The sequence below is a fragment of the Pseudomonas sp. LBUM1649 genome (genome assembly GCF_059716155.1).
The window spans coordinates 3,846,115-3,859,669 of the sequence record NZ_CP166807.1; the positions used below are offsets into that span (position 1 = coordinate 3,846,115).

At 47.9% G+C, this 13,555-nt stretch carries 13 protein-coding genes; 2 read left to right on the plus strand and 11 right to left on the minus strand.

Annotation, left to right across the window (positions count from 1 at the left end):
- Positions 1-10: 10 nt before the first annotated feature.
- Positions 11-676: a hypothetical protein gene (locus ACA058_RS17815; protein WP_497635186.1), complete on the plus strand. Its 666-nt coding sequence runs from the start codon at positions 11-13 to the stop codon at positions 674-676.
- A 24-nt stretch (positions 677-700) separates the two neighbouring features.
- Here the strand turns inward: ACA058_RS17815 and ACA058_RS17820 are convergent, their stop codons facing one another.
- The 7 genes from ACA058_RS17820 to ACA058_RS17850 form a co-directional block, all read right to left on the minus strand.
- Positions 701-3,124, minus strand: coding sequence for a phage tail protein (locus tag ACA058_RS17820; protein ID WP_497635187.1), 2,424 nt, complete (start codon positions 3,122-3,124; stop codon positions 701-703).
- 22 nt (positions 3,125-3,146) lie between these two features.
- Positions 3,147-3,983, minus strand: coding sequence for a phage BR0599 family protein (locus tag ACA058_RS17825; RefSeq protein WP_497635188.1), 837 nt, complete (start codon positions 3,981-3,983; stop codon positions 3,147-3,149).
- Entirely contained in the window at positions 3,943-5,463 is a 1,521-nt protein-coding gene (locus tag ACA058_RS17830) for a hypothetical protein (RefSeq protein ID WP_497635189.1), read from the minus strand. Before ACA058_RS17830 ends, ACA058_RS17825 begins: the two co-directional genes overlap by 41 nt.
- On the minus strand, positions 5,456-6,448 hold the full coding sequence (locus ACA058_RS17835; protein ID WP_497635190.1) for a hypothetical protein: 993 nt from the start codon (positions 6,446-6,448) through the stop codon (positions 5,456-5,458). Before ACA058_RS17835 ends, ACA058_RS17830 begins: the two co-directional genes overlap by 8 nt.
- Positions 6,445-7,314, minus strand: coding sequence for a hypothetical protein (locus ACA058_RS17840; RefSeq protein ID WP_497635191.1), 870 nt, complete (start codon positions 7,312-7,314; stop codon positions 6,445-6,447). Before ACA058_RS17840 ends, ACA058_RS17835 begins: the two co-directional genes overlap by 4 nt.
- Before the next feature lie 39 nt (positions 7,315-7,353).
- Positions 7,354-10,122 carry a phage tail tape measure protein gene (locus ACA058_RS17845; RefSeq protein ID WP_497635192.1) on the minus strand — a complete coding sequence of 923 codons (2,769 nt, stop codon included), beginning with the start codon at positions 10,120-10,122 and terminating at the stop codon, positions 7,354-7,356.
- 270 nt (positions 10,123-10,392) lie between these two features.
- Entirely contained in the window at positions 10,393-10,839 is a 447-nt protein-coding gene (locus ACA058_RS17850) for a phage pre-tape measure protein (RefSeq protein WP_497635193.1), read from the minus strand.
- Positions 10,840-10,962: 123 nt separating this feature from the next.
- On the opposite strand from ACA058_RS17850, the gene ACA058_RS17855 reads away from it, so the two are divergent.
- Positions 10,963-11,316 carry a hypothetical protein gene (locus ACA058_RS17855; RefSeq protein WP_497635194.1) on the plus strand — a complete coding sequence of 118 codons (354 nt, stop codon included), beginning with the start codon at positions 10,963-10,965 and terminating at the stop codon, positions 11,314-11,316.
- Between the two features lie 45 nt (positions 11,317-11,361).
- Here the strand turns inward: ACA058_RS17855 and ACA058_RS17860 are convergent, their stop codons facing one another.
- From ACA058_RS17860 to ACA058_RS17875, 4 genes are read right to left on the minus strand one after another with little or no spacing between them, the layout of a single operon-like run.
- On the minus strand, positions 11,362-12,138 hold the full coding sequence (locus ACA058_RS17860) for a phage tail tube protein (RefSeq protein WP_497635195.1): 777 nt from the start codon (positions 12,136-12,138) through the stop codon (positions 11,362-11,364).
- A 39-nt stretch (positions 12,139-12,177) separates the two neighbouring features.
- Entirely contained in the window at positions 12,178-12,624 is a 447-nt protein-coding gene (locus tag ACA058_RS17865) for a hypothetical protein (protein ID WP_497635196.1), read from the minus strand.
- Positions 12,621-13,046 (minus strand): phage virion morphogenesis family protein, encoded by a 426-nt coding sequence (locus ACA058_RS17870; RefSeq protein WP_497635197.1) that lies wholly within the window; start codon positions 13,044-13,046, stop codon positions 12,621-12,623. Before ACA058_RS17870 ends, ACA058_RS17865 begins: the two co-directional genes overlap by 4 nt.
- A 2-nt stretch (positions 13,047-13,048) precedes the next feature.
- Positions 13,049-13,414 carry a phage protein Gp36 family protein gene (locus tag ACA058_RS17875; RefSeq protein ID WP_497635198.1) on the minus strand — a complete coding sequence of 122 codons (366 nt, stop codon included), beginning with the start codon at positions 13,412-13,414 and terminating at the stop codon, positions 13,049-13,051.
- Positions 13,415-13,555 lie beyond the last annotated feature (141 nt).

Here is a 13,555-nt window from a genome sequence, read left to right on the forward strand (position 1 = left end):
GGAGTTCAACATGTTTCATTTCCGGCGCAAAAAGCTTTCGCATGTCGTTATCTTTATGATTCCAGTCTTGCTTTGTATTGAGATAGCAATGGCATTTTTTAGAGTGCCACTGGAAGATACATTTACCGGCAAAGTATCTCTGGTCGTGATGGGCAAAAATGGGAGGGAGGTGGTTACTCCAATTGATGTAAATCTCAGGTTGGACATTGTTATTCCAGGATATATTTACGGTCGTAAGCCTGGCGTTCGCGGTCGGGGTGTGCGACTTGAGTTCACTGGGAATGATGTTGAAAAACTAAGAGGATTAGGTGTGCCCACTGAGCTGATAAATAGTGATGGCAGAGAGATGTCCTTCGGGGAAGCTTTTTGCTTTGCTCGTAAAGTAAGCTATGAATATGACCCAATGTTTATCAAAAACTTTAACTACACAGAGGAATATAAGCTTTACAGTAAGGGCTATCACATAATCACACGATTAGATACCGAAAAAACTTGCGGTAAAATCCATATTGCAACAAGTGATTTCGATACTGCTCAGTTAGTAATGGACGACATTAATAAGAGCACATTTGTACTTGCCGAACTAAAGCGCGACAGCCATTTCAATATTATCCAGCGGCTCATATTGAGATATAGATTTGATCAAAGTAAGTTTTATTTTGCAGGAAATAACTAAGGGCCTAGCGGGCCCTTTTTTTATTTATCGGGTTATCGGAATAATCACCGGCATCGAGTCAGCAAACCCAGGCTTTTGTGCACTCACCTCAAACGTCAGCGACTTAAAGTACGCCCCGCCATTTAAGCTCTGCTCATCAGTGAAGTCCCAGGACTCTGCAGTCAGACCAGTAACCGTCTTGATCACAACACCATTACTCTTGACCTTGACTGTGTATGTACTTGTCGTGACTTGGCTCGAGTTGTCAGCGTAAAAAACAATCCTTGGCTCCTTACCATCCCGGCGCTTCCACGCCAACCTCGCCATGCCAGTAATCACAGTACCAAGGTTTCCATTGGCGTAAACAGCCCCAGGCGCCCAAGCCCGCTCATTCGCGCCAGCGATAGTGAAGGATCTGACCGTGGCATCCGTAAGCGACAGCTGCCCTTTGTTGGTTCGCGTAAGCATTTTTATGGCGACATTATCTCCAAGAGCATAGTCATTTGACGACAAACCAAACCCTTCCGAAACAATCCAGATTTTGGAGCCAGCCGGGTGCGCAAGCGGAGTCGTTCCAAAAAGGCCCCGTTGGACACTGGCGATAGTACCAAGCACTGAGTTGACCGTTTGATAGCAAACCCACTCGACACCGGCTGTGCTGTCAATGATCGCGAGCCCAAGGCCCTGGCGCATCTCTTGCTCGCTATAGCTGTCTAGGCCGTCAAAGCTGCCCAGGAGCTGGAGGGATGGCTGATAGTAGGAATTCGCTGGCAGGGAGTTTTTAAGCGTCAGTAGCGGTGTAAACATCTGATCTTTAGTTTGTATGTAACTGCTATCGCCTGTGCCCTGCACTGCCAGCGTGTAGCCGAGGCAGTTCGATGGGTTTGCTGCCGCTATGAGTATGCTGCGAGTAGCTTGGTTGTTGGCGAGGATTGCAGGAGCCTCCACTGCCAGGTAGTTGGTGACGTTTTCAGGGAGGCCCAGTGGCTTTGACCATGCGCGCTCAGAGCCGGTGGTATAGATCGATGCGTGGACGCCGAATACGTCTTGTACCAACTTTAGCGTGACCGCCTTAGAGCCCGCTTCGCCGAGGCCTACTTCCGTGACTCTCATTGCAATTCGCTCGATCTTCTGGGGTTTCCAGCTCATCAGTACGACGTCCCCTACTTCGACCTCAGCCGCTGATCGATTGCATTCAACCGAGCACGTTGCAAGCTGGCCGGACAGCGCCACTAGCTCCCGCTGCGCCACCTGCGCCGCGACCTCGGCCCGTGAGATTGCCGGCATGTTGAATTTCCTCGTATCAACATCCCCTTTGTGCAACCTGACGCCGTTGTTTTGCGCGATGGCCGTGCGGTCTTGGTACTCAAAATCACGAGATTTGTAGGTGACTTTGACCTCGCTGGCCGCTGAGTCGAGAGAGCCCTTTGTGTAGTCATTGACGTTCAATATGTTGGAATCGCTGATCTGGAATAGATCGTCCAGCGTGTAATCGTTCCGGATCAATTTGAGCTTGAGTTTTCCTGTGGCCTTGTCTTCGAACATCGCTGTTTGAGTAACTTGCAGAATGTTGCTTATCACGTCTGCCGCGCTGATTGCACCGTCGATAGCAAGAGAAACGCCAAGGCCTTCACCAAAATATCGGACGGCAGCTGCGATGAATGACTGCTCGTCAATAAAACTTTTTGGGATTGCTGCGCCGAATCGGTTTGACGTTAGGAGCTCGTAAATTACGTAAGCCGGATTAGCGTCGACACCGTCTGGGCCAACCTGCGCGTACACGCTTGCATAGCCATACACGCTTCCAAGCTCGAACTCCGGGCCTACTGGATGGCGGGAAACCTCAAAAGAGACAGCCGCAGGTGCTGGGGAATTGCCGATGTAGCACTTTTCGAGGACTACGTACGAGATCGATCTCAGAGCCGAAACACGGCCATCGCCAAGCACTGATTTTAAGTACGAGTTAGTAGCCTGGTTTCTGCTGCCGTTGTAAAAACGAACCCGGCCAGTGACGCCTCCATTGCCCGCATCACCGCCAAAAAGCTCTGGCTTGTTTATATCAATGATGCCGGAGTCGCTTTGTCCGGAAAGCGTATAGTCCTGCTGCCCAAGCGAAATGCCAGTCCAGGCCACGTCGTCGCCAAATTTTATTTTTCGCAAGATAACGTCTGGGCCGTGGGTTATTCCCATCTGCACGCCCATGTAGTAACGATGCCCGGTAACAGTGCTCGTTGTATTAAAAAGAGTCTTTACTTTAGTGACGATGGGCCTTGTCGAAAGATCTCCATACCAAAGTACGTTAGCGCCTTTCACTTCGCATGTACCAAAAACGACTTGGATTGGGCGCTCAGCCGCAGTTGGAAATGTAAAGTCTTGTATGCCGGCAGGCTTGGCCCCCTCCATTTTGGCGACCCTGCTAGCTGCCAAAACGAGTCCAGCGACAAATATCACTGCCAATAACCAAAGCATATTTATTCCTTATTTTTATTATTTATTGGAAAGGATTGTCGGTCGGTATATTCAAACATCCGAGAAAATTATCAAAATTCCCAAAGGACTGGCATGAGGCGGCAGAACCGTTACATCCTTTAGCAAGCTCCAATTGATCCCCGACCTTTAGACCATCAAAAGGTGCCAATACACTAATCGATGTCCCGGACACATTTGTAACAGTTCGGAAGTCCGAGTTACCTCTTGATAGCAGTCCGGCAGTGTAGTAGTTATCCGAGTGCGACTTGCTTTTAACGCCTATCGTAAAACCACTATTTGTTATGGACGTTACCGTTACCGTTTCCTGCCAGTCAGTTAATTTTAGGGTGCACAAGTCGTCAAATACGTGATTATTACACTGTGCCTGGTAGCCCATCCTAAGCACCTGGCGGCGCTGAAGCGCGGAAACTGGTGCGCATGTAAGCTCTGCAACCGAGTTATTCCATCGAGTCTGAACAACCTCCCCCATAAAGACGCTTGTGTAGGCACTGAGAACTTCGCCATCAATACTGCTCGATAGCTTATATTGCTCAAGCAAATAATCATTTGTCCGAAAGATTCGGAGCATTACGTGATTTTGAGGGAGCTGATTTAGGAAGAGTAACGGGACTTCTGAGTTGCCAGGAACCGTTACCTGCAGGGAACTTTTGTTATCGTCTTGCGTTCTGGTGATACTACCGCGCCTGATGGTCAATGGTTTGTAGACTATGCCATCAGTGTGCAAATGCTGTTTTGAACCGGTCGTGTAAGCGTATTGAGTTAAACCATATTCGAATAGGTACAATTCAACTGGCCGACTAAAGCTCAGCGAGGACTCGATTTTCGACAGTGTCAGCATACAGTAATTGCCTTATTGTTTTTGTTATTGTCGACACTTCGGAGGTGTCGAAGGCATACGTAAAATCGTCGGAGTCGAATCGTCCCAAATATAGAGGAGCAATATATTCGACATCCAAATCACGCATCAGATTAAGCAGCGTGATGGTCTCAGTGCCATCTTTGTTATCAACCGCTTGCGTTATTGCGTTATATACCGTTGTACCATTATATAGTTTTATCGCAATGCCAGGAGGAGTGCTCGCAGTTCTTTTCGACAAACCCTGGTATTTAATTACGATTGAGTTTGTTGACGCCGTGATTGGAACAAGCAGATCGAAGAACTTACCTGGGCCTTCGAAATAGAATTCCTTTTGAGCCCCCTTGTGCAAGTCAGCAAAGTCCTCGAAGAGTTGGCGCTCGGCCTCGCTGAAAAACCTAAAGCCGTAAGAGAACATCCGGATAGCTCCCTGGGCCCGCTCATATACCGACCTAGCGCCTGTTTGAGTGTCGAGAATCTCGCGCAGGCGCTGATGTTGTATTGAGATATCGCTTGTGCGATCAGGGCGGAACGGAAAGACATAGCGCTCACCGATGAATTGAGTAAGTGAATCGGCTACAGCCTCCCCGGTGTGGAATTTATCGAACCCCACGCTATATTTCGGCTTTTCGAAAAGAACTTCATCGGCATCGAACGTTAGTTCCGATATGTCAAGCGAGCTTAGTATCGATCTTGCAGATGACTCGTCAGCATGCCTAGCAACTACCACTGGGGTGATGATGGCCGACGAAGAAAAGTTATTCTTAACCGATTTGCTTAGGCTAACAAGCCCCCCAGAGCGATAAGAAACCTCAACCATCTCCACTGCATCACCCTCACTAATCAATAGGCGCTGACCACTATCTATATACGCATTAGACTCCATCAACTTAATCACGGAGTCTCCTGAGTTTATTTCGTAACCGAGGATTTTTTGCAGGTGCCACATCGGCACAAATAGAAGACCTGTTGTATCAATAAACTTAGATTCGAACGCGTACCTATCATCGTCAACGACAGGGATACTATAACGGACACTCAGACGAGGTTTGTCACGCACAGATATTCGTTGTTCAGTACCATCAAAGCTGACAAGCACCTCAGTCAGATAACTCAACTTCATTGAAGGCGGTGTCGACCAGTCGGGTTTGTTTGCAATCAAAGTCGCGGTTTGCTGTTCAAATCCAGCAGTGTATTCAACGCCGCCTAGGACGGCAGTGACAGGTAGCCCCCCATTTTGGTTAAAAGAAACTCTATAATCCTTAGACTCAAGCGGAGCAAGATTAACATTCCTAGTGTCAGATGCCACGGCGTCGGACTCAACAGACTTGACGGTGGTGCTGGCCGAAAACGAGTGCCAAATGCTTACAGTTGCCTCACCATCAACGACGGCAGCACTATTGTTCTCGATGAACACGTTATTTGAAAACTGGTCTTTGAATGTCTTTGCAATGCTAGTCATCTAATTTCACCACATACCCAACGTTAGAACTAGCACTTAACTGGCTCTGTTTGCCGACGAAAGGAAATCCAACATAACTAGATTGCCCAATCTTAAAAACCTGGCCTGGCTCGATATGCTGGAACGAAGTAAAAAATACATCTTTGAACTCAGCAAAAGGACTGTACTTACCGCCAATAAGAACATAAATACGCACTGGAACAAGCCCTGGAAATCCACCAGCCAGCCGGCCACATCGAGCAAAATTACCGACGCTGCCATAACTCATGCCAGGATTTGAGTTAGACGGAAACTCATTGCTAGGATAGTTGTAAACCATCATTTCAGAGCGTGTGATGTTACCGTTATCCCAACCGACCAAGGTTTGGTAGTTGTATTTGTAAGAGACCATTGGCGCATAGTCACTAAACAACGGCATGACATATGTGCTGTCCAGCGCTTGAGTAGAGCATATGAATTGCCCGCCAGTTCCTGGCACATATAGAGGCAAATTACCGAAGCTGACCGTCGCATACCTATTTAATGCGTATTTAGTAGTGATCAAAACATAATCGCCGGACGAATAAAAATGAACAGTACCGCCCTGCCCACTCTCAAGCAGGCACTTCTGGGATGTTCGCCTGGCTTGCTCTAAAAATCGCTTTGAAACATCGAAGGAATTAAGTGCTTGTACAACGACACCTCGCTGCCCCCAAAGCGAGCGACCGAAGAATTTCTCATTTTCTAGATCAACACCATCAATACTCCTAAAGCTAAAGTAAGACCCAGACTTCGACGCAATCAATTGCATTCCCATGCGACGGTCAACGTCAGTGACTTTTTTATAGACCTTGGCGTAGTTTACAATTTCATATTCCGTCGTAATTCTCTCCGTAGGTTCCATCCAGCCGAATCGTTCAATAGTCCAGCCCGACTTATCTAAAAAGCTCTTAATTACTGCTATTAGGTCATTATGAGTAGCGAATGGCGAACTAAAATGCTTCATGATAACCTCAAGATATATTGTTCCGAACTACGATTGACGTTTGGAACAACAACATATGTAACTCCATCCATCGCAAAAGTAGCGCCATTGGGTAGGCCCTGGGTAGTCACATACACTCCCTCGAGATATCCAAGCCATTGGCCGTCATCCGCGTATTTATTCCCAGCACCATCACGTGGCCTTGAATTAGATCCAGCAAACACCGATGAAACTACAAGCGCTGGAAACAACACAACCTGGCCATCCAGGCAAGCACCAATGCTTCTAAACCTGGCGTTAAAGGGATGAATGTAAGCAGCATTGACGGCAGGATCAAAAGACGTATACGCAACCACGTCATCGCCACCAACCAACTGCCAGCTACCATCAGGACAGCAAACCTTAGGGCAGTACAAAGCCCCACCACCGTAAAACGGGTATGCTGATTTGAAAAGCGTGTCAATCGACCCAGAACCGCCGATAAAGCACGGAAACGGGTATTGCCTCGACGATCCAAACGACTCGATTAGACCGGCATAGAACGAGTAATAAACGCCACCTGCAACCAATACTCCCGCGACTCGCCTGGAACTAACGACGGTAATGCAGTTGCACGAGCCCGCTGGCAGTACAAACCGTGGCAATGAAGACACGTAAGAACCTGCCTGGTCACTGACGCTTTTATTGTCGTCAAAAAATGGAAAGCCAGATACCAAGCACACGTCGGCGCTAACGATAAAAGCCACAAAGCCCATATCGCTGGGCAACTTAAATACTTTCTCTGATGCGGTATCACGCACTAAACCCCAACCGGCTGACTGGAGCTTGGTGCAAAGTGCGGACATATACGCAGTGCCCGAGGCGTAAGTAGTAATATAGGCAGTCATTTGTTTTTCTTATTATGTTGACTGCCTACATCATACCACTTAATACCTCAGTTCGTTTTTGTTGGCCCGAACTACGTTCATAATTACTTTAGTTGCGGCGTCACTTTCAAGCGCCTGGGCAAATGATGATGTGTCGATGGTGTTGATGATGCTGATGTTTTGCTGTGGTTCTTTATTGCCACTGCCGCCTTTGCCGAGATTATTGCGATGGCGTGGATCGCTAGCTGTCAGCATCTCCTCGCCCTTTTCAGCAATGATGGGAACTTCATTGGGCTTGAGGCCCATGACGCCGCCCGTGTGATACCTGGGCGCATTCTCAAAAAAGCTCCATGGCACATTTCGCGAGCGACCCGAATCACCAATCCCACCCCCACCGTGCTTAACGCCGGCCCCAATCATGCTCATCAGTCCCCCAGCACCAGAACTAGCACCGCCCGTATACGCCGAAAGCATTGACTGGATGGCCAGCTGGATCAGCAGCTTGGCAATGATCTTCGACACCTCAGTCAACACGCCCTGGGCGAAATCAGCGAAAGCCTCCTTGGCCGATTTCGTCCCTGAAATGAAGTCAGTAAACAGTCCCTCCAACCCACCCTGGAGACTGCTCGACACCGTGTCCGTCAGCGTCTGAAGATCAAAAACCTCTGCCCTAGCTGCCTTTGCCGCATTCTGTACTTTCTCCAGGTCTGCAGGGTTGCCGGTGACCTCAGCCGCCTTCGTCCCCCGCTCCTCAAGCGCGTTCGCTTTATCGAGGTAATCAAAAGGCGAGATCTCGTGCTTTTCCAGCTTTGACTTCAAAGCGGCGAACTGGCGCTCGATCTCGGCCATCTCGGCCTGGGCTATCTTGGCGCTTATCAGCTTCTGGATTGCCGTCGAGTCATCCCCAAGGCTCTCCATGTTTTTGATGCTGTCCTTGAAGTCGGCCTCGATCTTCTTGATGTCGGCACTAAACTGATCACCGCCGATTGCCAGTAGCTCGATCTGTGCATCGTCCTTGATCTGTTGAAGCTGTTCTTTGATCTGACCGAGCTGGGCAGCTCTGTCCGCCTTGAGCAATGCAGACTGGTTGACTAGGTCTGCGCCAATGGTTGCCTGTTCCGCTTTTTTGCTCGTGATGTCGGCTTCGATTTGGTTAATCGCGGCCAAAATGCCTGGCGTGTCGTTGAGGTTTTGGGTTGCGCCGAGAAGCTTTTGCTGTCCAGCCAAGCTGCCTTGGAGCGCCTTGATGTCGACTTCTATGCCACGCTTTTTTTGCTCGCTAAGCTTTTTCGCCGCCTCCATCTCAATACGGAATTTCTCGTCGGCGATCTGGACTGCTGAAAGGTTTTCCAGGCGTGCGCGCTCTTGCAGGCCGGTAAGTTCGATCTGCTTTTTTGTATCGATTTTGGCAATGGTGATGTCTATTTCTTTGTGCGCCAGGTCAGCCTGAAGCTTTGCCTGTGTTGCGGCGATTTGAGCTGCGGCGGCTGCGTTTTTCGTCTGCAGCTTTACAATATTTTTTAGATCGGACTTATCTTTTCTAGCCGCAAGCTCTTTATCTAAGTCTTCCTGATTTTTAATTGCTTGTATTTTGTAGTTATTTAAAAAGTCATCAGCAGCTTTTTTATCCGCATCGCTATTCAAAACATCGAAGTTTTCCTTGCCTACTTCATGCAGTTTTTTTCGTAACTCAGATAAAGTCTCTATCGAACCATCAAGATTCTTCTTCTCAATTAATTTGATTGGTTCTTTATAAGAAGCTTGTAGATCAGTGACATCCTTTTGAAACCTTTTAACCTTGTCTGACACTCCAGTTAGATTAAACGCATCCGCGAAGTCCTGGATAGGCTGAACAAAGGTAGAGTTGAATAATCCTACCGATGTGGAAAAAGCGGATCGGAAAATGTTGACCATCCCATTCGCCGTCCTCACAAAGCCTGCATCCATTGTTCCGAGGCCACGAAGGAAAAGCTCAGCTACAAAAAGTAAACCCTCGCCAAGGAAACTAAACACAACGTCGAATGTATCTTTAATCTTGCCGGCAAATACCAGGCCACCCAAGATCCCTGCAAACATATCTGTGAATTTGTCACCAATGCTTTTTACTGGCGCATCCACATCCTTCGACATGCCCACTATCGACTCAGTAATAACCTGAACCACGGCTGTTACCTGTGGCGAAACGTCGGCCAAAACTTTACTAAATGCAGTGCTACCAACATTACCCAATTGCGTAAAAGATTTGCTGAGTTTTGTTACGGCAATCGTATCCGCGTCAGACAGCGTTAAGTTAAAACGCTTGGCATCCTCCATTAGCCGTTTGAATTCTGCACCACCATTCTTCAAAATCGGTAGCAGATTCCTGAGCGAGTCAGACCCAATCTGGTCAAGGAAAGTAAAAGCAGAGTTATCAGACATCCCTTTAAGTGTTTCTGATATTTTCTCCAACTGCTCCAATGGATTCAGTTTGTTAAACTTTGCCACATCGGTATTCATTACTTCAAAAAAGTCGACTGCGCCGCCAGAGCCGATGGAGCTGAATTCCTCTACTTTTATTCGCACTTCGTCCAGTGCATCGATAAACTGTTCGGGGCCGACGTTCGCGCCCTGGAAAGCGGCGTACTGCGCGGCAGTTAGATCCTCCATCGAGACACCGAGGCGTTTCGCAGCGAAATCCAGCTCCGTCATCGCATGGATGGTTTCTTTGATTCCTACAGCCGCACCAAACGCAGCGGCGAGAGCTGTTACTTTCGCAGCGGTGCTTTTTAGAACACCTGATGCTTCATCCTTAGCCTTTAGAACTAAGTTAATAATCGCATTGGCAGCCATGTTATTTTTATTCTCCGGCCATTTTTGTCATTAGATCGTTAAACGGTTTTGCATCTCCAGAAACGCAAGAAATTCGGCTCAAGTGATCCGCGTACGCCTTGGCCACAAACTCTCCACGCCTACGTTCTTTTTGAACAACGGCAATTTTGAATAATTTGCGAATTGAATAGCGATATGGATCGAGATGGGCTGTGTTGTGTCCACAGGAAATCAGGAACTCGCAGTTTGAAATGAGAGTATCCAGGAAGTCTTCGAGAGCACTTTCCTCGGTTACGTTCTCTTTTCTTTTCCGCTCGGCTTCGAAGTCTGCGATTTCTTGAGCAACGGAGCGAGTGTCGGCGCGAGTTTTTCCAGGCTTTTTTTTAGCCCATCTGGGAATGTCAGCGAAAATACAGTGGCCAACAATTCGACCTGGGTCATCAAAGGAAGGTTTAAAACGTGTTCAGCAGCCTCAGGCTCTTTGCAACCAGCAGCAATACAAGCGGCACCAAATGCAGGAGCTTGCAACATTATTACTTTAGAGTTGTAAGTATCTTTTAGATCTTCCTTTGCATTCTGCAGAAAGATTTTGGCCAGAATATTTCCGTGATTTTCGACCAGGCTAATAAAATCAGACGTAGTTAGGCCAAAGACGTCAAACGAAACTTCTTTTTTTTCGCCTTGCGATTGGTTGATTACTACTTTTTTAGATGGAATTACGAGATCGAGCAGGGACATTGATATGCCTTCTTTTTATTATTGTTTTAACTATATTACCACGTTCAACACCAAACATTTATTGACAGGTGGCCAAACCTAGTTAGAATGATATTTGAGCTCAAAAAAGGCATGAGGCCGTGTATGAGTAAGATTTCGGATTTAACGCTGGCTGAGCGTGATGATTATATTTGCCGTCAAAGTGCGGCTGTTATGCGTGTAAGTGGTTATGAGATGCCGGAGTCTGTGGCCTTTGACTACTTAGTTGATTCTGAGCAAGAGCCTGGTTATCGGTTTGATGTGCTTGACTGCGTATTTAACTGCATTGCTTTTTCTCTAGAACATAAAAGGGATGACACGCAGATCAAAGAGGCCTTTGAAAACATGTTGGTCGAAGTTGGGGCCGAGCATGTGCATCGTTTGACTGACGAGCTTTTCAAGATTGCCGAGTCTGCGGCCAAGGGCGAGCTGGAGCCTATAGCGCGGCGTATCGAGTGACATGAAAAAAGGGGCCTGCTGGCCCCTTCCTCACTTGCCGTCAAATCACACGGCTACAACGTGCTCTTCCTTAAACATCTTGGAGAGGCCGCTGCCGGTTACTGCTTTTGATACCTGCAGGGTGCCCTTGATTTCCTGGTCAGCATAGTCGCTCGACAGGAGCTGACGCTGTGCAGCTGGTGACAGAGCAACCTTGTGATACGTGACTTTTACTGGCGTATCGCTTTCAGCAAGGTTCACGCCGTCGAACACGATCATCACGTTTACGCCAGTAGTGACCATACCTTCGATACGCCTTACAGCGGCTTTGTCGTACACGACATCAACTACATCCCCATCAACGATGCTGGACGTTTGAGGGAAGTAGATCGAGCCATTGGAAACAACGTAGTCAGCACCCAGCTCCAGATTATCTGCTTCGCCAGTGATCTTCACGCTGGTGACCGCAGCGATGATACCGTCAACGATGATACTACGACCCTTGTAGGCTTTAGCCTTGGCAGTGGCACCTGTCTCAGCGATGTCCTCGGTCACTTTGCCGAACAGAGCCAGCTCCATCACTTCTGGAGAAAACGACTTCAGGTTAATCGTGGCCTCGGCGGAGTTTTTGATGATCTTTGACTTGGCGACACCCAGCGTTCCATAAACCATGTCCTGCATTTCAACTTTATCCGAAGACAGAGCTAATACAGCGGACGAGGCTTGGCCAACAGTGAAGAATCCACCTACAGGCTGATCATTGGCATCGAGTTTGGAAATCAGCAAGCCGCCGTTCGCGATCCAGCCAATAGTTGTATCCGGGGCATTAAATCCTAAAGACATGTTATTACCTATTTATTGTTATTATTATTTGGTTTGAGCTCAAACAAGTGCGATTCTTTGCGACCAGACAACTGACCAGGCACTGTAGTTAGACTTCCCTTCCGTGACGCCATTGAATGCTTCCTTGATCAATTGTAACACAGGCGCCTTGGTGTTAGTTTTGGGGTCGCCTCGGAAGTTCTCAATCAACTTTGCTACTTCAACCGCAGTGTCAGCGGCGATTGTTGACATGCCATGAGTTGTTGGGTCTACTTTGCCGATGATCCAGACACCGAATAGCGCGTCCAACTCTAGTTTGACTCGCAGGTTCTTTTCGGGGACATTGCCGCCGCCGCAAGACAATAAGATATAGGGACGTTTGCCATCTATTTTTAGGTCTTTTAAGTCTGCGAATTCGAGTTCGCCCGAGAAGTATTTGACCGATGGGTTTGACGGCAAAGCTTCAATTTGTAGTTTTATTAGCTCTAGATGATCAGAGATATTCACGACAGCGCCTTTTCGACGTTCTTTACAAGTATCTTAACATATTCATTCTTCCACTTGTCGGGCAGCCCTATTGATGCCACTGGTAGAAACATACGCTGTTTAACGCGAACACCATTCTGATGTACGAATGCGTATTCAATCGACGAGCCTAGAACGATACTTAGGCCACGAACTTCGCCCTGGATGCTATTGCGGAGCATGCCAGTGTCGATAAGTGGTTGGCCTTTGCGATGCTTGATGTCAGCCCATTGAATGCCGTAGGGGTTTACTGAACGTCGGAAGTTGGCTTTGATTCTGTTTTCCCAGAGTGCCGCGATCTCGGTTAGGCCGGCGCGGATCTTGGGGTTATGTGGCCCCAGAGACTTTACTTTTCGCGCAAGCTCTTGGAGTTGCTTTGTATCCGCGACTAACTCGATATCCATGGTTAGGCTCTAAACAGGCGGATGTTCGCGAAGCCAGAGACGGTAACTGCTTCAGTGTTCGTGGTTAATTTAATTTTGCCAGTGGCGATGCTTTCAAAGAAACTAATGGCGTCTTCGTAGCGCTTCCTGATTTCCTCGGCAGTGTTGTCCGGCCAGGCGTAAAGTCGTGCTATATCTAGGACTGAACCACGAATGTCACCGATGGCCGCTGGATCCGCCAAAGGAACCGTAAGACCTTTTGATCTGATATAGGTGTCTGCAAGTCTGGATGCTCGCTCAATTGAACGTGCCACACGAGCCTCGGCATCGGATGGTAGGTCGTCATCGCCGAACTCGTTTTGGTAGTCTTCGTAAGTTGCATAAGTCATAAAAGCGTTTCTCTGAGCCAATTGTTTTAGGACAACCCTGCCTTGGTGCATCTACCCCCACTACCCCCATGCTATCTTTCTTCTTATATATAGAGAGCAGATAGGTATAGGGGGGTGACAGCAGACAGAAAGGGAATATAT

Bases quoted from the DNA above. Each gene is read 5' to 3' on its own strand.
- ACA058_RS17815 (WP_497635186.1), top strand. From the start codon at position 11: ATGTTTCATTTCCGGCGCAAAAAGCTTTCGCATGTCGTTATCTTTATG.
- ACA058_RS17820 (WP_497635187.1), bottom strand. From the start codon at position 3,124: ATGCTTTGGTTATTGGCAGTGATATTTGTCGCTGGACTCGTTTTGGCA.
- ACA058_RS17825 (WP_497635188.1), bottom strand. From the start codon at position 3,983: ATGCTGACACTGTCGAAAATCGAGTCCTCGCTGAGCTTTAGTCGGCCA.
- ACA058_RS17830 (WP_497635189.1), bottom strand. From the start codon at position 5,463: ATGACTAGCATTGCAAAGACATTCAAAGACCAGTTTTCAAATAACGTG.
- ACA058_RS17835 (WP_497635190.1), bottom strand. From the start codon at position 6,448: ATGAAGCATTTTAGTTCGCCATTCGCTACTCATAATGACCTAATAGCA.
- ACA058_RS17840 (WP_497635191.1), bottom strand. From the start codon at position 7,314: ATGACTGCCTATATTACTACTTACGCCTCGGGCACTGCGTATATGTCC.
- ACA058_RS17845 (WP_497635192.1), bottom strand. From the start codon at position 10,122: ATGGCTGCCAATGCGATTATTAACTTAGTTCTAAAGGCTAAGGATGAA.
- ACA058_RS17850 (WP_497635193.1), bottom strand. From the start codon at position 10,839: ATGTCCCTGCTCGATCTCGTAATTCCATCTAAAAAAGTAGTAATCAAC.
- ACA058_RS17855 (WP_497635194.1), top strand. From the start codon at position 10,963: ATGAGTAAGATTTCGGATTTAACGCTGGCTGAGCGTGATGATTATATT.
- ACA058_RS17860 (WP_497635195.1), bottom strand. From the start codon at position 12,138: ATGTCTTTAGGATTTAATGCCCCGGATACAACTATTGGCTGGATCGCG.
- ACA058_RS17870 (WP_497635197.1), bottom strand. From the start codon at position 13,046: ATGGATATCGAGTTAGTCGCGGATACAAAGCAACTCCAAGAGCTTGCG.
- ACA058_RS17875 (WP_497635198.1), bottom strand. From the start codon at position 13,414: ATGACTTATGCAACTTACGAAGACTACCAAAACGAGTTCGGCGATGAC.